The sequence below is a fragment of the Microbulbifer pacificus genome, from assembly GCF_033723955.1.
Classification (GTDB): Bacteria; Pseudomonadota; Gammaproteobacteria; order Pseudomonadales; family Cellvibrionaceae; genus Microbulbifer; species Microbulbifer pacificus.
On sequence record NZ_CP137555.1, the window covers coordinates 1,885,705 to 1,906,734 of the forward strand.

Below are 21,030 nucleotides of genomic sequence, written 5' to 3' on the forward strand. Positions count from 1 at the left end.
CACAGGGCCGGCAATCAAGCAAGGTCAACAGAGTGAGAAGCGGCTAGCGCGTTTTTTCAAAACGACATCAGAAGATATAACTACCTGATACACCAAAGGTGCGGGGCTGACTGATGTAATCCTTGGAGGAGTTGCCAAGGAATCCCTCGCTGGGGTCCGTCCCCATATGGCGCTCGGTCAGCAGTCCGGTGACACCATCCTCGTTGAATATATTTTTGATGAACAGCGTCGCACTCCAGCTCTCGGCAACCAGGGAGGTGTTTGCCCCCCAAAGCTGGAAGGCATCAATCTTCGCCGCGGTGACGCCGCTGCCAATCGCGTTTTCCGAATCCGACTGGTAATAGCCATTGGCGCGGCTCACCCAATCAATGCCATCACTAAATGCGGTGGTGTAGTCGAGGGAGACAGAGAAGGTATTCTCCGCGGTACTCGGCAACCGCTCTCCGGCACTGGCGATAGTCACGCCGGTCGGGGTGATGAAGTCCTTGGTCAGTTCAGCATCCACATAGGTATAACCCGCGGTGTAGTGAAGCTTGTCACTGAGGTTACCCTCCACTTCCATTTCCAGCCCCTGAACCCGCGCTTCGTCACCATTCATTGCCGCAAAGAAGCCCCATGCCGGGGTAGCGGTATTGAGCTGAGGATCCTGCCAGTCGGTGTAAAACGCCGATACGGTATAACGCATCAACCCAGTGGAACCTTTTACGCCCATTTCATAGTTCACTACCGAGTCGGATTCGTAGCGCAGGTAGCCGGGGTCTTCCGCATAAAATCCGATGGTGGGCACGGCATTGGCGCCACCGCGGCGGTAGCCCTCGGACACAGTGGCATAGGCCATAGTGCTGGTTGAAATATCCCAGGCGAGATTTGCCTTGAACAGGGTGTCGTCGTCTTTGGTTTTAAAAGACGCGTCGCCATTGCCGAGGAACGGCCAGATCGGCAGTGACAACTGGGATTCGTTGCTCAGCTCGTTACTGAAGCTGCGCAGACCAAGGGTCAGGTGCACAATATCGCTCAGGTGGACGGTGGCTTCGCCAAACAGCGCCTTGTCGACAAAATTCTGGTTGCGGCGGAAGTAGAAGTCCTGATCCTGTACATCCGCGCCCCAATCCGCGAGTGTGGTCGCCAGAGGGGTTTCTGTATCCCACGGCGTCGGCGCGACTGCTACATATTCAGCCCAGCCCGGCATGTAGCTGTTCTGGCCGGCATTGGCATCCTGATCCATGTAATACAGCCCGAGCACCCAGTCGACGCGCGCATCTTCGGCATTGCTGACAAGTCGGATTTCCTGCACCAAGGCGGAGTCATCGTAAAAGCGCTCGGCCCTGGCCAGTGGCCGCGGTGTGCCGTAGTACAGGTTTTCAAACCAATTCTGCGCGGCATAAAAGCCGGAGTTGTCACTGATGCCGACACCGCTGTGGTTGTAGTCCGCGGTGCTGGAGGTCAGCGTGGCGAAGCCCAGATCCACTTCGATTTCCAGCGCCGTCATGTCCACGTCGCGCTCGGAGGGCTCCAGCGTGACCGCGCCATTTTCATAGTCGTCGTAGGACGCCTCCTGCCCGCTCACCCAGTTGCTTCCGCGGGTAATCTGGCGACGACCGCCGATGTCGTCACTCTGCTGCTGATACGTCAGTTGAATACTGGCATTGTCCGTTGGCGCAAACAGCAGTGAGGCGCGGCCGTAGGTGATATCGACGTAGTCCGCATCCTCTACACGCCGGAATACCGGTGCGCCGTTGGCAATATCACCACCCACCGCCACGGGTGCACCGCTGGCATCGGTGGCGTAGACGTTGGCGTAATCAACGATGCCGTCGTTATCAATCATCCCCACGTTAGCGCGAAACGCCAGTTTGTCCCCGAGGGGAACGTTGATCAGGGCATCGCTGTTCAGGTTGAAGCCCTCGGAACCCTCGGTTTGACTCAGGCTGCTGCCGACTTTCGCTTCGAACTCGCCAATCACCGGTTTGTTCATGATGTAGCGCACGGTGCCGGCGAGAGATCCCGACCCGTACAGCGTTCCCTGGGGGCCACGCAGTACTTCCACACGCTCGATATCCTTGAGCACAAAATTGGCATAGAGCGGAGTATCGTCGACATACGTGGCTACCGTTCCCACCGCCGATAGCGGCACATCGCCATTGGCACCGGTATCGATATTCATACCGCGGATCACTACCCCGTTCACGGTTCCGGAATTTCGGTAGCCGCGATCAACCACGGTGAGACCGGCGATACTGCGCATCATTTCTGCCGAATCCGTAACGTTGTTGGATTCCAGCTCCTCACCGGCCACCGCAGAAATATTGTAGGGAATATCCTGCACACTCTGTGCGCGGCGGGTTGCCGTCACAATGATTTCTTCTATCGGTTCGGCACTTTGCGCCAGAGCCACCCGGGGTACGGTGAGCAGTGTACTGGCGGATACCGCCGCGACCGCGGTGGCGAGTGTGGATTTGCTAAACCTCTGCTTGGTCAGTTTTTTCATGATGCCCTCTGCTAGGTCAGGATCTCTTCTTTGGAGTGACGTCCGCTGGCAAAAATGCGCCGGCATTTACTTATGTGATTTTTATAACCAGTCACTGGCCGCTACCTAACGTCCGTTAGTCTACAACGACTGGTCCTGTGGTGTTTCATCCCGTGCAATCGAAACCGTTCAAGCTATTGCCTGGCTACTCGGGGACTTTAAGCTCGCCGAGCTGCTCCAGTGCCGGGGATACTGCGCCGCGCTCGTACTGCGGAAAGTCCACCCGGCCATCGCGGAAACTTTTCAGGGTCTGGCCCAGACCTTTAATCCCGCGCTCGCGGACCTGAGTCACTTTTTCCAGGTCAACTTCGAAAGTGATAACTTCCTCCTCCACGGATGCCTCGTGAATCGTCTCCCCTTCCGGGCCCACGATGATCGAACGGCCTACCCCTTGGGCACCAGCCGAGTTCACGTCGACGAAATAGCACTGGTTAACCGCGGCACTGGATCGCACAATGGACAGTTCATCCAGGCGATCGATCGTGTCGGTCTTGGTGGGGTGAATAATCACTTCTGCCCCCAGCCACACCAGCGCACGGGTGGTCTCCGGAAACCACATGTCATAACAGATCGAGACACCAAAGCGGCCCACCTCCGGTATATCGAACACCACAAACTGGTCGCCGCCGGTAACGCCCTTCTCGTAGGGCAGGAAGGGGTACATCTTGCGATAGCGGGCTATTACCTCGCCGGCGGGATTGATCACCGGGGTGGTGTTAAACACCGCGCTGCCGCACCTTTCGTACATGGATCCGGGAATCAGCCAGATACCCAGTTCGCGTGCGCTGCGACAGAATGCCTCCTCTTCTGCCGACGGCAGCTCACGCGCATGCTGAGCACCCACGCCGCGCAGGGCCAGCTCGCTCAGCACGACCATCCTGATCCACGGGTAGCGGAGCTTGGTGCGCTGGATCTTGTGCAGCAGCAGCTCCAGGTTGTCGGCCTCGTCCAGCTTCAGCTGCAGCGCGGCGATTCCGAATCGGCGGGGTTTGGTACTCATCTCTCACCGTGTCCTACATGATTATTCTCGGCTGGAGTAATACTGGCGCAGGCGTGTGCTCGGCTATAGGTCCAGATCGGTATTGGCGATGAGTCCACAACGGGTTTTTGGCCGCATCCGGCGAAGTGGCCCCATTAACACCACAAAACTGGCACTATCGTCGGGGCGGTAATAGGTTAGTTTTGGTCCTGCAATTGACCACGGCTGATGCAAAGCTGTGGCGCACGGTTTATTCAAATAAAAACAGCGACCCGATTTGGGAGTGATTATGCAAAGCCCAGTGCAAGTCCCAGCGCAACCGACAGCGACGGAAAACCGGGATTCAGTCAGCGCCTTGCGCTCGGCATCGCTGGCGGGCAACGGCTGGCTGGCGAGCATTTTTCTCGCCTTTCTTTCCTCCGCGGGACTGTATTACGTCAATATTTTTCCGGTTATTGTCGATGCGCTGATGGTCGGCGCGGGCTTGAGTGCGGAGCAGGCCGGACAGATCACCTTTGCCAATACCATCGGTGCGGTGATCGGAGCCTTCACCGTATCCTGGCTGATCCGCCATATTCCCCGCTGGAAGCTGGCCGCCAGCGTGCTACTTTGCTGCTCCATCGGCATGGATGTACTGACGATCCAGCTGGCAAATCTCGACCTGCTGATTCCGCTGCGCCTGGTGCACGGGATGCTCGGTGGCGCACTGGTGGGATTGGGCTTTGCGGTAATTGCCCGCAGTGGCATTGCCGGGCGCAGCTACAGCATGGTGCTTCTGGTGCAGTACACCGGTGGCGCCATCGGCATGGGCTTCCTGCCGGCACTGGTGGTAGAGAACGGCCCCTACGTGCCTTTTTACGCATTGATTACTTTCAGTGTGATCACACTGGTGATGCTGCCGCTGATTGCGGATTACCCGCTACCCGAAAAAACGCACTCCACCGCGACCGCAAACGACATCGAAACCAAACCGCCGCTCGGCCCCATCGCCATCACTCTGGTCGCCCTGTTCTGCTTCCAGTTCGCAAACATGGCGCTGTTTGCGTTTATCTTCGATCTCGGAAAATCCTTCGAATTACCCCTCGGCTTTATCAGCCAGACCCTGTTCTGGGCCAACCTGATCGCCATCAGCGGTGCCGCCCTAGCCGCGGTGACCGGCCAGAGATTTCCTCTGGCAAAACCACTGGCGCTGGCTCTGGTGGTGACAGTGCTGGGGCTGCTGATGTTTGCTTACAGCGGCGTGCGCGAGATATTCATCATCGCCAATGTGGTGACGGGTATTACCTGGGCGTTCTGTGTGCCGTATTTTCTGACCATGGCTTCGCGCTATGACAGTGCCGGACAGATGGGGGCCTTTGGTGGCTTTGCTTCCAAGCTGGGATTGGCCTGCGGTCCCTTATTCGCCGGTTATTTCATTACCGGCGGCGGCAGTTATACGCAGCTGATTGTCCTAGTGTCGGCCGTGCTCAGTATCGGTCTGATTGCGGTTCCGGCGGCGGCGCGACTCGATCGCACCTCGCCGATTTAACCTGCTGCCGCCCACCGGTAAAGACGAGAAAATCCCGGATAATTATTCGCTGGCAATAACCGCCGCATCGATCAATTTACCCGCCTGATTGAACCACTTGATCCGGTGTCCCTCGGCCACCACAAAAAAGCTCGCCTTGCGCCCGTAGGACCAATTGCGCCACTGACGTACCCACTGATCGCCATCCAGCCACCAGCGCCCCATATCCGTCTCATCCATTTCCACATCGTTGCGGGAGTAACCCAGCATGGTGCCATCCTGTTTGAGCTCAATACGGTAGGATTCCCCCAGAGTATTGGTTCCAAGGAAGACGGCCCCGGGCATTTCACGCTGCAAATCCCCGGCAGACAGACGCCTCCCGCTGGCGGCTTCGAGCGTTTCCTCTTCCGCCTGCAGCGCGCCGTTAATCAGCTTCGCCAATACCCTCACGCCGCCCTCGATCTTGTCCGCCTCGATGGCGGAAAAGCCGAGTCGCACGGCGTTGCCGTCGCTGACGGCTTCGAGCAGCAGGCCATTCTGTTCCGCCCGGATCTGCAATTGCACCGCATCGATATGCTCGGGCAATTCCAACCAACACGCGGTGCCGCAGCTGGCGCGGCGCACCTTGAGTTTCGGCAGGTGGTACATCAACGCCTCACCCAGTGCGCTCCAGCGCTCTTTCAGTTGCTGGGTGATTTTGAACAGTGCTGCATCCAGATGCCCGGCGGCAACAAATTTGGCCAACAGGCGCTGATTGAGTGCGGGGACGCGCTCCCGCAGGGTATAGCGCAACGCGCGCAGGCGCTGAATCACCGGCTTGGGCGCCACCACAAACGCGAGCTGTAGGCCCGGATCAATCACCTTGGGAAACTGGTACAGGTAAATGACCGAACTCCCGCCCTGCATACTTTTCAGCGGCGGCAGCGGATTGCCGTGATAGCAGAAATCATGGTCGCAGTCGTTTTCGATGATCACCGCGCCCTGCTCCCTCGCCTGTTTCAGCAGCAGACGCCGGCGCTCCAGGCTGCTGCTGACCGCAGTGGGGTTGTGCGCGTTGGGCTGCAGGTACAAGCAGTCGGCCTGTTTGAGATTTTCATCCAGCAGGGGTCCATCGGCATCCTGCGACAGCGGCAAGATACACGCGCCGGTACGCCGGAAAATTTCCCCCACCTCACCACCGGCAGGTTTGACCAGCGCGAGTGCGCGCTGATTGCCCAGCAGCAGCTCGCCCAGCAGGTAGCAGGCCTGCTCGATACCGCTGGTCAGCAGCACCTGCCCCGGGTCTACGTAAATGCCGCGACGCGGCAGTAGACAGGTACATATCTGCTCCACCAGGTGGCGATCATCTTCGTTATTGCCCAGAGTGGCCCATTGGGCCACTTCGCGCCCGGTGAAAATATCCCGGGCGCACTCGCGCCACTCAGCGCCAGGATAAATGCGCGGGTCATATTCATTGCTGACGAAGGGAAACGGATATTGCAGCCAGTTGGCGGGGCGGTTTTGCAGCGCGCGGCGATTGACCGATACCGAATTACAGTGGTCGCGCCAGAAGTGGCGATCGTCCTCCTCGCTGTGGGGCAAGCCGCCGCTGTGGCTGATCACCCCCTGACGGGAAACGGTTTCGTTGACGTAGAAGCCGCTGCGCTCGCGGGTAACCAGGAAACCATCGTCCACCAGCTGCTGGTAGGCAATCACGACGGTATTGCGGGCCACCCCCAGCTGCTCCGCCATGCGGCGCGACGAGGGCATTTTGTGCCCTGCGGGGATACTGCCGGACAGTATCCCCTGGATGAGTTTTTCCCGGATCTGCTGTTGCAGGCTTTTTTCCGCGGCAGGATCGAGGACGATCAGTGCTTCGCTCATGAGTGTTTAATTATCGTTTTTATTGTGCGCAGAAAGAGTTTGCCCCGCATGGGGCTGGCATTCAAGCGCGGGCCCGCAGGCCCGCTGTACCTATCAATTCAGGCCGCCTCTCGATTCAGACTGCTCGATTCAATCTGCTTTATGCGCATTGCGTGCCAACTTCCGTAACCGGAATGCCAGCCACACCAGAATCACACCAAACATAATGGCGTAACTGCCGATCAACCACAGCAGGGCCAGCGCGCCGGCTCCTGGTTTGAGCAACAGTACCAGGCCGAAAATCACCGACAGTAAGCCCGCAAAAATCAGCAACCACTCGTGCTCGATTTCCTTGCGCAGGCGCACGGCGCCGATGATTTCGAAAATGCCCCGTACCAGTGCCCAGGCGCCGATAAAAATCACCAGCACCAGCGCGGTGACCTGGGGATAAAAGAAGGTGACGATACCCGCGGCGATGCCGGTGATACCCACGAACAGCAGCCACCACAGCGATGACCGGCTGACCTCACCGCGCCCCTTGATCGCCCCGTAAATGGCGATGATGCCGTCCATCAGTGAATAGACCCCGAACAGGATCACCAGGCTTAACAGAGTAATACCCGGCCACACAAACGTGAGCACGCCGAACAGGATGGCAAACAGGCCGCGCACCAGCGCCACCCACCAGTTGTCGGCCAGGGCGCGCAGCAGAGGGCGGTTGGAAAGGGAAATGGAATTCCTGGTCATGATCACTCCCGACACGTAAAGACCATTGCGCCGGGAGTTATAGGGTGAAGTTGCGCGAACAGCGAATCAGATGAAATGCTGTACCTTGTTTTTGTAGCTGCGGCTCATTTTCAGCCGCTCGCCATTGTTCAGCACCAGGTGGTATTCACCGTTGATGTGCGCACAAATCTCGCGCACCCGCTTCAGGTTGACGATGGTGGAGCGGTGGATACGCTGGAACACTTTCGGGTCGAGTTGCTGTTCCAGTTCCTTCATGGTGATTCGCATCACGTGGGTTTCGCCATTGGCGTGCACGCACATGTAGTCGCCGGCGGCATCGATCCAGTCGATGTCCCGCGCGGGCACCAGGGTAATCTTACCCGAGTCCTTGATGGCGATTTTTTCCGGGTAGCGACTGCTGTTGCCGAAGTCCCCTGCGGCCAGCTTCTGCTCCAGTGCCTCGGGGGTTTCCTGGGTGAGGTCGGCCACCGCCTCCAGCAGCTTTTCGCGCTCGGCGGCGAGGTGTTCACTGCCGAGCTTGTCGCGCACCCGCTGCAGGGCCAGCGCCAGGCGGTCTTCCTCGATGGGCTTCAGCACATAATCCACTGCGTTGACCTCGAACGCCTCCACGGCGTACTGGTCGTAAGCGGTTACGAACACGATCTGCGGCATATCCTTTTTCGGCAACAGCTGCACCAGCTCAAGGCCGGTTACACCGGGCATCTGGATATCCAGGAAAGCCACATCCGGCCGCAGCGTCTGGATCTGCTCGCGCGCCTCGCGGCCATTGCCACACTCGGCAACAACTTCCACCCCGCCGAGATTTTCCAGCCGCAGGCGCAGGCCGCGGCGCGCCAGCGGCTCGTCGTCGACGATGATGACTTTCAGATTGTCGCTACTCACTGATCCACACTCCACTCAACTGTCTCGCCCCTGCATAACAGGACCGAATGTTCGCTCTGGTTGCGCTAATTTTGCTCATACGGAATGCGCAGGTGCACCGCGAGACCACCTTCGGGGCGGTTGCAGAATCGAGTCTTCTGCTCCACCCCGTAAAGTGCCTGTAGCCGCTCGCAGGTATTGCGGATGCCCACACCACTGCCGGTCCCCAGCTTTGCCAGTTCCGCCGGCGAAACCCCGGGGCCATTGTCGCTCACTTCCAGCAACAACTCGCCGGCGAAGACCCGCGCCTTGATGGTGATCTCACCTCCCCACTCGCGCTGAGAAATGCCGTATTTGATGGCGTTCTCCACCAGAGGTTGCAACAACAGGCTGGGCACCAGAGCCTTCGCCGCATCGCCATCGAGATCCACATTCACCTGCAGGCGATCCGCGAAGCGCACCTTTTCGATGTCGAGGTAGAGCATCAACGCCTCCACCTCTTTCGCCAGTGTCACTTTCTGCATCGGGTCATTATCCAGCGAGTGGCGCAGGAACTGCGACAGGCGGGTGACCATGCTGTTGGCGGTCTTGCCATCCTGATCCAGGATCAGGGTGGAAATGGCATTCAGGGTATTGAACAGGAAATGGGGGTTCAACTGGTAGCGCAACATCTTCAGCTGCGACTGGTGCGCGATGGACTCCGCCCTGAGCGCCTTTTCCTGCTGCAGCAGCGAGGCCTGGTAGTACTTGATGCCGTAGTAGAGCGCCGCCCAGGTCATGTAGATCAGGAACGAGTAGGAGAACCAGTAGATGGCCACTACCGCCGGATGTTCATCGCTCTCCTTGCCGTACAACCACAGGGAGCCGCCAAACTTGATCGCCGCCCACAACAGAGCCGCAAGCGCCACTACCCCCACGGAGCCCAGCAGGCGAGTGGCGGGCGCCTTGTCCCACAGACGCTGGAAACCCCGGCGCATCAGTTCGGTCAGGAGTACGCCGGAAGCGGTGGCCACGGCGATATAGCCGGTGTGCAGCCAGTGGTTCTTCACCCAGAAGAAACTGCCCACAAACGTCAGCAGCGTATAGCCACCCCAGCCACTGCACTGCAGCGCCCAGTATTGGTAGCGCGCAGAGGCCAGTTTTGTCGACAGCCAATTGAAAACCCCAACGCCCATAACCACGACCCATAATTCTCCAAAAATGCGCAGCGAGTGCGCCAATCTGGGAAAATAGCCTAAATGACACGGAGCGTGGACGAAATACCACCAAACGCAGCAATCTGACGTACTGCCGCAGAAAGCGGCCGGAAGCGAGGTACAAATGAATTACTGGCTATTCAAGTCGGAACCGGACGAGTACAGCCTTAATGACCTGAAACAACAACCCGGTCATACCGGCCGCTGGGACGGTATCCGCAATTACCAGGCGCGGAATTTTTTACGGGATGCTGTGAATGAGGGGGACGGCGTGCTGTTCTACCACAGTTCCTGCAAGGTACCAGCGGTGGTGGGCACCGCGCGGATAGCTCGCAGCGCCTACCCGGACCCGGCGCAGTTCAATCCCGAGAGCAAGTACTTCGACCCGAAGGCGAACGCGGAAAACCCCCGCTGGTTCTGCGTGGATATCCAGTGGCAGAGTGAATTTATCAAGCCGGTGCCGCTGACAGAGATCAAGCAGAATCCGGCCCTGGAAGAAATGGTGCTGGTAAAGCAGGGGCGGCTGTCGATACAACCGGTGACCGCAAAAGAGTGGGCGCTGCTGTTGAAGCTCGGCGGCGCCAGCTGAAGCCTCCCGTAAAAAGGTACTGTTACACCACGCCTTTTGTTTGCGCAATCAACAGGCTAAGCAGGGATAACAGGGTGAGTACGCCGACAATTGCGACCAGTAGCAGAATGGGGCGGAAGGGCTTGCGCTCCACGTCGTTGTAGCCGCTGCGCAGATAGCGGTCGACGCGGGCCTGATCCTCAGCGGACAGTTTTTTCGGCGTGAATTCTGGCTCTTTTTCGGTCATGATTTCCCCGGAAAAGTGTCTGTTCATGTCGCCGGAGTGTAGGGGCGCGCGCCGCAGGAGGCCAGTGCCTTGCGATAGGTGCCCCGATGGAAGTGTCCAAACGAACATTCCATGGGAAGCAGCCCAAATAAAAAGCCCCGCATTGCGGGGCTTCTTTATTTGCGGGTGACCTGAATCAGAACAGCTCGTCTTCCATGTCCATCAGGGTCGCGCTGCCGGCCAGTACGCTGGCAGCCAGTGCCTGGGACTGTGGCAGCAGGCGAGCGAAGTAGAAGCGCGCGGTCTTCACCTGGCCGCGGTAGAAGTCCTCGTCCTGTCCGGCGGCAACACTCGCCACCATGGCCCACATATAGGCGTAGGCGACGAAACCGAACAGGTGCAGGTATTCCACCGAGGCCGCGCCCGGTGCATTCGGGTCCTGCTGCGCCGCCGCGATCACCGCCGCGGTCACGTCTTTCAGGCGCTGCAATTCGCCGGCCAGCGGCTGGATAAACTCGGCCAGCGCCTCGTTGTCGCTGTTGGCGTCGATGAACGACTGCACGTCAGCGGCGAACAGATCGAAGAAGGCGCCGCCATTGGCGACGGTCTTGCGGCCGATCAGGTCCAGTGCCTGGATACCGTTGGTGCCCTCGTAGATCTGGGTGATGCGCACGTCGCGCACCAGCTGCTCCTGGCCCCACTCGCGGATGTAGCCGTGGCCGCCGAACACCTGCTGGCCGATCACGGTGCACTCGAGGCCCTTGTCGGTGAAGAAGGCTTTCGCCACCGGGGTGAGCAGCGCCACCATGGCTTCCGCGTGCTGCTTCTCTTCACCTTCGCCGTACTTGGAAATATCCAGCCACTTGGCCACATAGGTGGACAGGGCGCGGCCGCCGCCGATGTAGGCTTTCTGGGTCAGCAGCATACGGCGTACGTCCGGATGCACGATGATCGGGTCGGCGGCCTTCTCCGGCTGCACCGCGCCAGACGGGGAGCGACTCTGCACGCGGTCGCGGGCATATTCGAGGGCGCTTTGATAGGAGCGCTCGGAAGCGCCCAGGCCCTGGATGCCCACACCCAGACGCTCGTAGTTCATCATGGTGAACATGGCGGCGAGGCCTTTGTTCACTTCACCCACCAGCCAGCCCTTGGCGCCGTCAAAGTTCATCGCGCAGGTGGCAGAAGCCTTGATGCCCATCTTGTGCTCGATGGAGCCACAGCTGACCGCGTTGCGCTCACCCAGGCTGCCGTCTTCGTTGACCATGATCTTCGGCACCAGGAACAGGGAGATGCCCTTCGGACCCTTCGGCGCGTCCGGCAGCTTTGCCAGCACCAGGTGGATGATGTTCTCGGACAGGTCGTGGTCGCCACCGGTGATGAAGATCTTAGAACCGGTGATGCTGTAGCTGCCGTCTTCCTGCGGCTCCGCCTTGGTGCGGATGATGCCGAGGTCGGTACCGGCGTGGGGTTCGGTCAGATCCATGGCGCCGGCCCAGGTGCCCGCGTACATGTTCGGCAGGTATTTCTGCTTCAGCTCGTCGCTGCCGTGGGCATCGATCGCCAGACAGGCGCCGTTGGTCAGCACCGGGTACAGGGCGAAGGAAATGTTCGCCGCACAGATCATCTCTTCAACCTGGGCACCGAGGGTTTTCGGCATGCCCATGCCGCCGAATTCCGGGTTGCCCACCAGTGCGCCCCAGCCACCCTCACAATAGGTGGCGTAGGCTTCCGGGAAGCCCGCGGGTGTCGTTACCACGCCGTCGTTCCAGTGGCAGCCCTCTTCATCGCCGGAGCGGTTGATCGGGTCCAGGGTGTTGGCGGCCAGTTTGGCCATCTCTTCCAGGATCGCATCGGCGGTATCGCGGTCGGCCACATCAGCCAGCGCCGGCAGCCGCGCCCACAGCTTGTCTGCCTCAAATACCTCGTGCAGCAGGAAGTTCATCTCGCGTAGTGGCGCCTTGTACTCGGCCATGGTCTCGCCTCACTGGTTTTCTTTGAAATTTGGGAGTTGGACGTGCCAGATGCCGCGGGAACAAACTCCGCCGAGCATCAAGCAAATTGATTCATTCGTTTGTTTCAAACAATTGTTTGAAATCTAGGCCCAAGCACCCTCCAAGTCAAGCCGGACACGTGGTATCCGGCTCACAAGTCAGTCACGAAATAGATCAGCTGGAAGAAGATAGCAGCGGGTCGAGATCCAGGTGCGGAGCACCCTTGCGGTAGTCGCCGGACTCGTCGTGGGGCAGCACGCCCAGGCAGGGTGCAGGCAGTAGCGCTTTCAGGGTCATCAGGTTGGCATCGGCGCGGGGCATGTCCGCCTGCGGGCCGCGTACAAAATTCGCAACCCAACCCGCCAGCGTCAGTCCGTCGCGACGGATTGCCTCTGCAGTGAGCAGCGCGTGGTTGATACACCCCAGCTCCATCCCCACCACCAGAATCACCGGCAGCTCCATCTCTTTGGGCAGGTCGGAAAGGAAGGTCCCGGGCGTCAGCGGCACCCGCCAGCCACCGGCACCCTCGATCAGTACCAGATCCGGCTTGCCGCTGATCACCCCGCGACAGATACCCACAAGGCGCGACGCGTCCAACCGCTTACCGGCCTCCATGGCGGCGATATGTGGCGCGATGGCCGGCTCCAGCGCAACGGGATTGACCTGTTGATAGTCGAGGTCCTGCGTCATCGCCTCCATCAGCGTCAGCGCATCAGTGTTGCGCAGCCCGTCAGGGGTCTGTTCACAGCCGGACGCCACCGGCTTGACCGCCGCAGTACTCAGCCCCCGCTGCGCCGCGGCGTGGAGCAGCGCCGCCGTCGCATAGGTCTTGCCCACTTCGGTATTGGTACCAGTCACAAAGAAACTTCTGGTCACGGAATCTTCCTCATTCGGTTCGGTCTTTCGGTTTGTTGCTCTTTTTGATTGACGCCTCTTTAAACGTCGACTACTTGCTGATAAATTGACCACTCAGAGCGATATTCGTACAACCCCCTTCACCGTTACAGGGTTCGGGTTAGGATAATTGCCTAAAAATTTCCCCGACCTTGGTTGGGGTTGGCAGCAAAGGACAGCGCTGTCATTACGCTATTGCGCCATTTGGCTGCACCGCGCAACCACATTGCTTTCCCACCGGCGATCACCATCGCCCAGGGCCGAAGCTCCCCGCGACATGCAGGGACATGGAAGTGCGCAAAAATGGAAACTGATTTTTACATCCTGGTCACTAACTGATTTCACCAGTACCGATCCACTACCAACAAAGAGCGATATCGACGAGAGCCATGCGAACCTTAAAATTCTGCCTCTTTTCCCTACTGCTGCTGCCGACCCTGGCATTTGCCAAGATCAATCCCGTTGATGAAGTGGTGGTGTACAAAGCCAAGCACCTGATGCAGCTGAAACGCAACGGCAAAGTCGTGAAGAGCTACAAGGTGGTGTTCGGCAAAAACCCCGTTGGCCACAAACAGTATGCTGGCGACTCGCGTACCCCGGAAGGGCGCTACACCCTCAACTGGAAAAAGAAGAACAGCACCTTCTACCGCGCCATCCACGTCTCCTACCCGAACGCGGCGGACCGCGCGCGCGCGGCCAAACTGGGCAAAAGTCCCGGCGGCGCGATCATGATCCACGGCCAGAAGCCGCACTGGAAAGGGATCGAGAAATACCTGACCCGGATGAACTGGACCGACGGCTGTATTGCGGTGACCAATCCGGAAATGGACGAAATCTGGGCGATGGTGAATCCCGGTACGCCGATTGAGATTTTCCCCTAAGACGACTTCTCTTATGGGACTCCGAAGTCAGAATTGAAGGCAATGTGCCGGGTGGGAATTTTCAGGATCGTCGGCAACAGGGACGTTGCCGACGAAGCGTACAGGGATGTATTCACAGCGGTCCTGAAAATTCCCACCCGGTGCATTGCCGCCACCGGGCCTGCTGGAAACAGCGACTACTGAACCCCAAATCTACTCGCCCTGATAGTACTCAGGCGCCAGGTCATCAAACCGCGTGTATTTACCCACAAACGCCGCGCGACAGGTCCCAATCTCACCGTTACGCTGCTTGCCGATAATCAGCTCGGCAATGCCCTTGTCCGGGCTGTCCTCGTTGTAATACTCGTCGCGATAGATAAACAGGATCACGTCCGCATCCTGCTCGATCGCCCCCGATTCCCGCAGATCCGAGTTCATCGGCCGCTTGTTCGGGCGCTGTTCCACCCCCCGGTTCAACTGCGACAGCGCAATCACCGGGCACTCATACTCCTTCGCCAAACCCTTCAGGGATCGGGAAATCTCGGAAATCTCCTGGGTACGCCCCTCGGTGCTGCCCTTCACCTGCATCAGCTGCAGGTAATCCACCATGATCATCGCCGGCATGGCGCGGCGCTCCGCATCCTCACGCGGAAGCCGCGGGTCCGCCTGCATCAGCTTGTTGGTGTGATCGCGCACCGTGCGCTTCACCCGCGCCCGCACCTCACTGGGAGACAGGCCCGGCGTGTCATCGATATACAGGCCCTTGCCCTTCATCTTCTGCACCGCGCTCGACAGCTTCGGCCAGTCCTCCTCCTGCAACTTGCCGTTGCGGATACGACCCTGGTCAATCTTGCCGATGGACGACAGCATACGCATCACCAGGCTGTCCGATGGCATCTCCATACTGAACACCATGGTCGGCTTCTCCTGGCTCAGCATCGCCGCCTCGACGAAATTCAGCGCCAGTGCCGTCTTACCCATGGAGGGACGCGCGGCGAGAATGATCAGCTCACCCGGCTGCCAGCCGGAGGTGCGCTGGTCCAGCTCGGTCAGCCCGGTACTGAGACCGGTGAGGTCACCCTCGGACTTGAACAGCTCATCGATGCGCTCGACGGTCTTTTTCAGCAACGCGTCGACACCGACAAAACCGCCCTCTTTGGCGCGGCCCTCGGCGATCTCCGTCACCCGGCGCTCTGCCATCTGCAGCAGATCGATGGAACTCAGGCCACCGGGATTGAAGCTGGTGCGGCTGATCTCCCCCGCCGCGGCGATCAACTGGCGCAGCATGGAGCGCTCGCGCACGATCTTGGCGTAGGCAACGATGTTGGCGGTGGAGGGGGTGTTTTCCGCGAGTTCGGCGAGATAGGCGGGGCCGCCCACGTTCGCCAGCAGGTCTCGGCTGGCAAGCCCTTCAGCGAGGGTCACGATATCCAGCGGCTGTTCGCCACCGGAGAGTTCCATCATTACGCCGAAAATGGCGCGGTGGCTGGCGACAAAGAAATCCGATTCGCTCAGCTGCTCCGCCACCGCATCGAGGCGACTGGCGTCCAGCATCAGGCCGCCGAGCACCGACTGCTCCGCCTCCACCGAGTGCGGCAGGGGTGAGCTGGGGTGGGAATCCTGGGTTGCCTCTGCGGGCGGGGCGTATTCGTTCATCTTCTGTGTAGGGACAATTTACCGGGCACAAAAACAAATCGGGCGCTGCATTCGCCGCCACCGGTCAGAACCGGCAGGGGGAATGCAGCGCCCGATTGTAGCGCGGCTCGGCCACCAGCGGGCAAATTCCCGCTAGCGGTGACCGCGCATGACTGCAGCAATCGCTTATTCGGCGACTACAACAACCTTGACGGTGGCAATCACGTCGGAGTGCAGCTGCACGTCAACGTCAAACTCGCCCACTTCGCGCAGCGCACCTTCCGGCAGCTTCACTTCAGCTTTGCTTACTTCAACGCCAGCAGCGGTGATCGCTTCAGCGATGTCGCGCGTGCCGATAGAGCCGAACAGTTTGCCTTCGTCGCCAGCGTTGGCGGCGATGGTAACAGTCAGTTCAGCCAGCTTGGCTGCGCGCTCTTCCGCGGAGCCCAGTTTGGCAGCGGCAGCGGCTTCCAGCTCAGCGCGCTTGGCTTCGAACTCAGCGATGTTCGCTGCGTTGGCCAGAATGGCTTTGCCGGTAGGCAGCAGGTAGTTACGGCCAAAACCGGCTTTAACTTCAACGCGGTCGCCCACTTTGCCCAGTTTGCCTACTTTGTCGAGCAGAATAACTTCCATCTCGGAACCCTCAGTTTCAGTTCTTGTGCGCCGCTCAGCGGTTGTCGCCAGAGCGTGCGCGAATATCAATCCAGCTATCGATCAGTGCCAGCCCACACAGGAACCCGGCGAGCGGCAGCGCAGCGATCACCAATGTTATATACATGGCGATCAGCGGTCCGCGCCCCCAACCCTTGCGGGCTACCAGCCAGTGGATCAGGCAGATGCCCGCCACCATCATGGGGAAGGCCGCTACTGCACCCCAGAACACCAGGTGTTCATTCACGAGGCAGTAGATCCACAGCAGCATGCCAGCGCCGGCGACGGGGATCGGCATGCGCAACGCATGCAATTCCTCCCGCAAACCGCCGGGGTTGTACAGCATGGCCTGCCACCAGCGCCCGAGCACCAGCGCCAGCGCGGCACTGATCACCGATACCCAGCTCAGGTATCCGGTGGCCTGGGCCTCGCTGGCAAATGCCTTGCTCAGCTGCTGCGCCTCGGGGCTCTGGGCCCCGCCCGCGGCCTCGGTAACCGCCTGTGTCAGCGCGGCAACCACGCCTCCGGCGGCCTGTGAGGTCACCAGTATGCCCAGTGCGGACACCCCGGTAAGCACCACCAGTGCCCAGCTCCAGGAGCGGGTCGAGCGCAGTGTCAGCGCTCCGGCCAGCACCCCCACAAAGTGGGTGATGGCCAGCCCCGCCATCAGTGGCGTCATGTAGCCGGCACCGGCAGCGGCAACCAGCGGCAGCAGTGCCCAGGCCAGTACAAACAGGCCGTCGCCACTGCCGCGGCGCAATCCCACCAGTGCGAGCACCGCGGGGCTGATCAGCGGGATTCCCACCAGGGTGAGGATCACCGCACGTAGGCGCGATCGCATGGCAAATTCAGCGATGGCGCGCACTAGATAGCTTCTCTGTAAATACAGTGCTGACGAAGCAATTAAGCTTCGTGGCTGTCCGTGTACGGCAGCAGCGCAATGTAACGAGCGCGCTTGACCGCTACGGCCAGCTGACGCTGATACTTGGCTTTGGTGCCAGTGATACGGCTCGGTACGATTTTGCCAGTCTCAGAGATGTAGGCTTTCAGGGTATCGAGATCTTTATAGTCGATACGCTTTACGCCTTCAGCGGTGAAACGGCAGAACTTACGACGACGGAAAAAACGTGCCATCTGAATATCCCCTTACTCTTCGTCTTCGGTTTCATCGGAAGACAGGTCTTCCTCAGCGCCGTCGGAGGAGTCGTCTTCATCGCGCTCAGCGCGCTCACGACGCTCGGAACGTTCTGCACGTGCAGCTTTGCGCTCGCGGGACTCTTTCTCGGCCTTCATGATCGGGCTTTCTTCGCTGATGGCTTCGTCTTCACGAATCACCAGATTACGCAGCACCGCATCGTTGTACTTGAAGTTGGTGGTCAGTTCCGCCAGTGCTTCTTCAGTACACTCGACATTCATCAGAATGTAGTGGGCTTTGTGGATTTTGTTGATCGGGTAAGCCAGACGGCGACGGCCCCAGTCTTCCAGACGGTGAACGCTGCCACCGCTTTCTTTGATGGTCGCGGTGTAACGCTCGACCATACCGGCAACCTGCTCGCTCTGGTCCGGGTGAACCAGGAATACAATTTCGTAATGACGCATTTTTGCTCCTTACGGGTTAACACAGCCTCCCGGTTCGCCGCTGTGCTATTACAGCGACTGCCCAGTGAGGCAAGGAGTACGCAACCAGACCGGCAATGGGTCTATTGCGGGCGGCGTATTCTATGCGCCTCCCCAACTGGTTGCAAGTTGATCGATTGCACGGCTTCCCCCCGACTGGCGCCATTGGCACCGGCCTGTCGAAGCGGCCCAGCGCCGGGAGCGATCTGGTCATGGGCGACACTTAAGACCACGCCGTATAGTCTTGGCTTTGCTTCTACCCGGCCCCGACTCCATGACCAATGAGACACCCAGCACCGTGGTGCACAACCTGCAGCTCGGTGAATTCCGCATCCCTCTCACCATGCGCCGGCTGGCGGGCGACCGCCCCCTCGCGCTGGTACTGCCCGCACTTGGGGTTCCCGCCAGCAAGTACCACCAGTTGCTGAATTCCCTCACCGCGCGCGGCTACCACACCGCCATCTGCGAACTGCCCGGTACCGGCGAAAGCCGGCCACAGCCGAGCCGCGCGGCGGATTATGGCTACAACGATCTGGTCTTTGCTTGGATTCCGCTGGCGCTGGAGGCGGTGCGTGAAGTATTCGGCAAAAACCCGGAACTGATGCTGGGGCACAGTATTGGCGGTCAGACACTCACCCTGGCGGCGCGCGCCGGGCTGACCGGCAACGCCCAGGTAGTCAGTGTCGCTGCCGGCCACCTGGACAGCCGCAGCTGGCGCGGTCTCAAACGGGCATCCGTGCTGGGCGCCGCCGTCGCCGCCCATCTCAGCACCCGTCTGCTCGGCTATTTTCCGGGCCAACAGTTGCGATTCGGTGGTCGCGAGGCATCAACACTGATGCGCGACTGGGGCAACGGTATCATCCGCGGCCGCTTCACCCCCGAGGCGCGCCTCCCCAGTGCGGTCGCACTGCCCCGCCAGCCGCTGCACCTGTGCATCGAGCGGGACCCGTTCGCCCCCCTGAACGCCACGCGCCGCCTCGCGGATCTGGCGGGAGGCGCCGTGCGCCAGATACCTGCCACTTACCACAAGGGCAATCCGCATCTCAGTTGGATCAAGAACCCGGCGCCAGTATTGGATATAGTGCAGTCTTGGATGGACGCGTCCGAGGCCAAAGCGGCTATGCCCTGAGGGATCGCCGCCGGCAAACGTCCAATCTTTTTCATCCGCGTGCTCCCATTTTTTCCACAGGTTCCGCGCGGGTATACCCAGCGGTAATGGGAGGTACACCATGGACCCAATGATTGTTCAGTTTGACGACGCCGTTCCTCAGGACTATTGCGCGCAGGTGATCCAGCGCTTCCAGCAGTCTCCCGACAAGGTCCCGGGGCGGACCGGTGCCGGGGTAGACACCAGCAAGAAAGAGAGCTCTGACCTGTATATCTCCTCCCAGGAATCCTGGCGGGATGTGTGCCGTGATCTCAACGGCGTGGTGTACCAGGCGCTTACCGATTACTGCAGGCGCTACCCGCACATGCTCACCGGCGCGGTATCCCCCGGTATTCGCGACGAGTCGGGCCGGGGAATGCGCACGCTGACGGCAGCAGATATCGAAAGCCTCGACGAGCAACTGCTCAAGCAACTGGTCGCCAGCTTTTTCTGCTTCGACGGCATCAACTTGCAGCACTACCGCAAAAGCAGCGGCGGCTACCATCACTGGCACTCCGAACATTTTCCACACCCCACAGATCCGCAGCAGAAATCCCTGCACCGGGTGCTGTTCTGGCTGCTGTATCTGAACGATGTAGAAGAGGGCGGGGAAACCGAGTTCTTTTACCAGAAGACCGGGGTCAAACCCCGCGCGGGAAGGTTGCTGCTGTCGCCCTGTGGCTTTACCCACACGCACCGCGGCAATGTGCCGGTATCCGAGGACAAGTACATCCTCACCTCCTGGGTGATGTACCGCCCGGCACAGCAACTCTATGGCAAGGCCCCGGGCTGAGCCCGCGGACCATACATAACCAGACTCGGAGACCCGGTCACAAATTCCTGGAAAATTGTTTTGAGGGGTTCGCCGCGCGCACCGTTATACAGAGGTGTCGCGAAAATAACCCAGAAAAAATAACAATAAATTTCAGGGACCCAAGAATAACAATCGGGATCTTCTCGGCAGAGGGGCGGCTCCGCCCCCTCCCCTTTTCTTTCCGCTCGCTTTTCTAATCAGACTTATTCAGGCAATCAGCCCCGCTGACGCACCGCCTCGAACAGGCATACGCCCGTGGCCACCGATACATTCAGGCTGCTGACCTCGCCCGCCATCGGGATCTTGATCAGGTGATCGCAATTCTCGCGGGTAAGACGGCGCATACCCGGGCCCTCGGCACCCATGACAATGGCGATAGGTCCGGTGAGCTTGGACTGGTAGACATCCTGCTCCGCCTCGCCGGCGGTGCCGAATATCCAGATCCCCGCCTGCTGCAGCATCTGCATGGTGCGCGCCAGATTGGTGACGGGGACGAACGGCAGCACCTCGGCGGCACCGCAGGCGACCTTTCTCGCCACAGGCGTGAGGCCCGCGGCATTGTCCTTGGGGGCAATGACCGCGTGCACACCGGCGGCTTCTGCGGAACGCAGGCAGGCGCCCAGGTTGTGCGGGTCGGTGACGCCATCGAGGATCAACAGGAAAGGCGCTACACCTTTTTCTTCCAGTTGCTGCAGCAGTGATTTCAGAAACTGCTCGTCATACACCTTGGTCTCGCCGGCACAGATGGCCACCGCGCCCTGGTGGTTGCCGTCGTCGCCCACTTTTTCATCCAGCGCGCGGCGATCGACATAGCGGATAACGATTTCATTCTGCTCCGCCTGGCGGATGATTTTTTGCAGCTTCTGGTCTTTGCGCCCGCGCAGCAGCAGCAGCTCCTGCACCTGCTGGGGAGCGCTTTTCAACAGGGCCTGCACCGCGTGCAGGCCGTAAACTAATTGCTGTGCCAC

At 59.8% G+C, this 21,030-nt stretch carries 20 protein-coding genes; 5 read left to right on the top strand and 15 right to left on the bottom strand.

Annotated elements, in window-relative coordinates:
- Positions 1 to 67 precede the first annotated feature (67 nt).
- The gene (locus tag R5R33_RS08150; protein ID WP_318955526.1) at positions 68 to 2,488 is read right to left on the bottom strand and encodes a TonB-dependent receptor; all 2,421 of its coding nucleotides are present in this window, start codon (positions 2,486 to 2,488) and stop codon (positions 68 to 70) included.
- A gap of 184 nt (positions 2,489 to 2,672) precedes the next feature.
- Positions 2,673 to 3,527: a carbon-nitrogen hydrolase family protein gene (locus R5R33_RS08155; protein WP_318955527.1), complete on the bottom strand. Its 855-nt coding sequence runs from the start codon at positions 3,525 to 3,527 to the stop codon at positions 2,673 to 2,675.
- A 268-nt stretch (positions 3,528 to 3,795) separates the two neighbouring features.
- Between R5R33_RS08155 and R5R33_RS08160 the strand changes: the two genes are divergently transcribed.
- The gene (locus tag R5R33_RS08160) at positions 3,796 to 5,034 is read left to right on the top strand and encodes an MFS transporter (RefSeq protein WP_318955528.1); all 1,239 of its coding nucleotides are present in this window, start codon (positions 3,796 to 3,798) and stop codon (positions 5,032 to 5,034) included.
- Between the two features lie 42 nt (positions 5,035 to 5,076).
- Here R5R33_RS08160 and R5R33_RS08165 read toward each other — a convergent pair whose 3' ends face one another.
- The 4 genes from R5R33_RS08165 to R5R33_RS08180 form a co-directional block, all read right to left on the bottom strand.
- Positions 5,077 to 6,876, bottom strand: a complete 1,800-nt coding sequence (locus R5R33_RS08165) for an aminotransferase-like domain-containing protein (RefSeq protein ID WP_318955529.1) — start codon at positions 6,874 to 6,876, stop codon at positions 5,077 to 5,079.
- A 129-nt stretch (positions 6,877 to 7,005) separates the two neighbouring features.
- Positions 7,006 to 7,602: an HdeD family acid-resistance protein gene (locus R5R33_RS08170; RefSeq protein WP_318955530.1), complete on the bottom strand. Its 597-nt coding sequence runs from the start codon at positions 7,600 to 7,602 to the stop codon at positions 7,006 to 7,008.
- A gap of 66 nt (positions 7,603 to 7,668) precedes the next feature.
- Positions 7,669 to 8,484, bottom strand: a complete 816-nt coding sequence (locus R5R33_RS08175; protein ID WP_318955531.1) for a LytR/AlgR family response regulator transcription factor — start codon at positions 8,482 to 8,484, stop codon at positions 7,669 to 7,671.
- A gap of 65 nt (positions 8,485 to 8,549) precedes the next feature.
- Positions 8,550 to 9,638, bottom strand: coding sequence for a sensor histidine kinase (locus tag R5R33_RS08180; protein ID WP_318955710.1), 1,089 nt, complete (start codon positions 9,636 to 9,638; stop codon positions 8,550 to 8,552).
- A gap of 145 nt (positions 9,639 to 9,783) precedes the next feature.
- On the opposite strand from R5R33_RS08180, the gene R5R33_RS08185 reads away from it, so the two are divergent.
- Positions 9,784 to 10,248 (top strand): EVE domain-containing protein, encoded by a 465-nt coding sequence (locus R5R33_RS08185; RefSeq protein WP_318955532.1) that lies wholly within the window; start codon positions 9,784 to 9,786, stop codon positions 10,246 to 10,248.
- A gap of 22 nt (positions 10,249 to 10,270) precedes the next feature.
- On the opposite strand, the gene R5R33_RS08190 is transcribed toward R5R33_RS08185, so the two are convergent.
- The 3 genes from R5R33_RS08190 to bioD form a co-directional block, all read right to left on the bottom strand.
- Positions 10,271 to 10,474 carry a DUF3094 family protein gene (locus R5R33_RS08190; RefSeq protein ID WP_318955533.1) on the bottom strand — a complete coding sequence of 68 codons (204 nt, stop codon included), beginning with the start codon at positions 10,472 to 10,474 and terminating at the stop codon, positions 10,271 to 10,273.
- 175 nt (positions 10,475 to 10,649) lie between these two features.
- A complete protein-coding gene (locus R5R33_RS08195) occupies positions 10,650 to 12,425 on the bottom strand; it encodes an acyl-CoA dehydrogenase C-terminal domain-containing protein (protein ID WP_318955534.1) in 1,776 nt (591 codons plus the stop codon).
- A 193-nt stretch (positions 12,426 to 12,618) separates the two neighbouring features.
- Positions 12,619 to 13,320: a dethiobiotin synthase gene (gene bioD, locus R5R33_RS08200; protein WP_318955535.1), complete on the bottom strand. Its 702-nt coding sequence runs from the start codon at positions 13,318 to 13,320 to the stop codon at positions 12,619 to 12,621.
- 407 nt (positions 13,321 to 13,727) lie between these two features.
- Between bioD and R5R33_RS08205 the strand changes: the two genes are divergently transcribed.
- Positions 13,728 to 14,219 carry a L,D-transpeptidase family protein gene (locus R5R33_RS08205; RefSeq protein WP_318955536.1) on the top strand — a complete coding sequence of 164 codons (492 nt, stop codon included), beginning with the start codon at positions 13,728 to 13,730 and terminating at the stop codon, positions 14,217 to 14,219.
- A gap of 192 nt (positions 14,220 to 14,411) precedes the next feature.
- Here R5R33_RS08205 and dnaB read toward each other — a convergent pair whose 3' ends face one another.
- From dnaB to rpsF, 5 genes are all read right to left on the bottom strand, one after another.
- Positions 14,412 to 15,854, bottom strand: coding sequence for a replicative DNA helicase (dnaB, locus tag R5R33_RS08210; RefSeq protein WP_318955537.1), 1,443 nt, complete (start codon positions 15,852 to 15,854; stop codon positions 14,412 to 14,414).
- A 165-nt stretch (positions 15,855 to 16,019) separates the two neighbouring features.
- Positions 16,020 to 16,466, bottom strand: a complete 447-nt coding sequence (rplI, locus tag R5R33_RS08215; RefSeq protein WP_105102838.1) for a 50S ribosomal protein L9 — start codon at positions 16,464 to 16,466, stop codon at positions 16,020 to 16,022.
- A 34-nt stretch (positions 16,467 to 16,500) separates the two neighbouring features.
- Positions 16,501 to 17,325, bottom strand: a complete 825-nt coding sequence (locus tag R5R33_RS08220) for a hypothetical protein (protein ID WP_318955538.1) — start codon at positions 17,323 to 17,325, stop codon at positions 16,501 to 16,503.
- Positions 17,326 to 17,387: 62 nt separating this feature from the next.
- Positions 17,388 to 17,618: a 30S ribosomal protein S18 gene (gene rpsR / locus R5R33_RS08225; protein WP_318955539.1), complete on the bottom strand. Its 231-nt coding sequence runs from the start codon at positions 17,616 to 17,618 to the stop codon at positions 17,388 to 17,390.
- A gap of 12 nt (positions 17,619 to 17,630) precedes the next feature.
- Complete coding sequence (gene rpsF, locus R5R33_RS08230; RefSeq protein WP_318955540.1) at positions 17,631 to 18,083, bottom strand: 30S ribosomal protein S6; 453 nt, start codon at positions 18,081 to 18,083, stop codon at positions 17,631 to 17,633.
- 292 nt (positions 18,084 to 18,375) lie between these two features.
- Between rpsF and R5R33_RS08235 the strand changes: the two genes are divergently transcribed.
- A complete protein-coding gene (locus R5R33_RS08235) occupies positions 18,376 to 19,230 on the top strand; it encodes an alpha/beta fold hydrolase (RefSeq protein ID WP_318955541.1) in 855 nt (284 codons plus the stop codon).
- A 100-nt stretch (positions 19,231 to 19,330) separates the two neighbouring features.
- Entirely contained in the window at positions 19,331 to 20,041 is a 711-nt protein-coding gene (locus tag R5R33_RS08240) for a 2OG-Fe(II) oxygenase (protein WP_318955542.1), read from the top strand.
- Positions 20,042 to 20,277: 236 nt separating this feature from the next.
- Here R5R33_RS08240 and rlmB read toward each other — a convergent pair whose 3' ends face one another.
- Positions 20,278 to 21,030 carry a 23S rRNA (guanosine(2251)-2'-O)-methyltransferase RlmB gene (rlmB, locus tag R5R33_RS08245; RefSeq protein ID WP_318955543.1) on the bottom strand — a complete coding sequence of 251 codons (753 nt, stop codon included), beginning with the start codon at positions 21,028 to 21,030 and terminating at the stop codon, positions 20,278 to 20,280.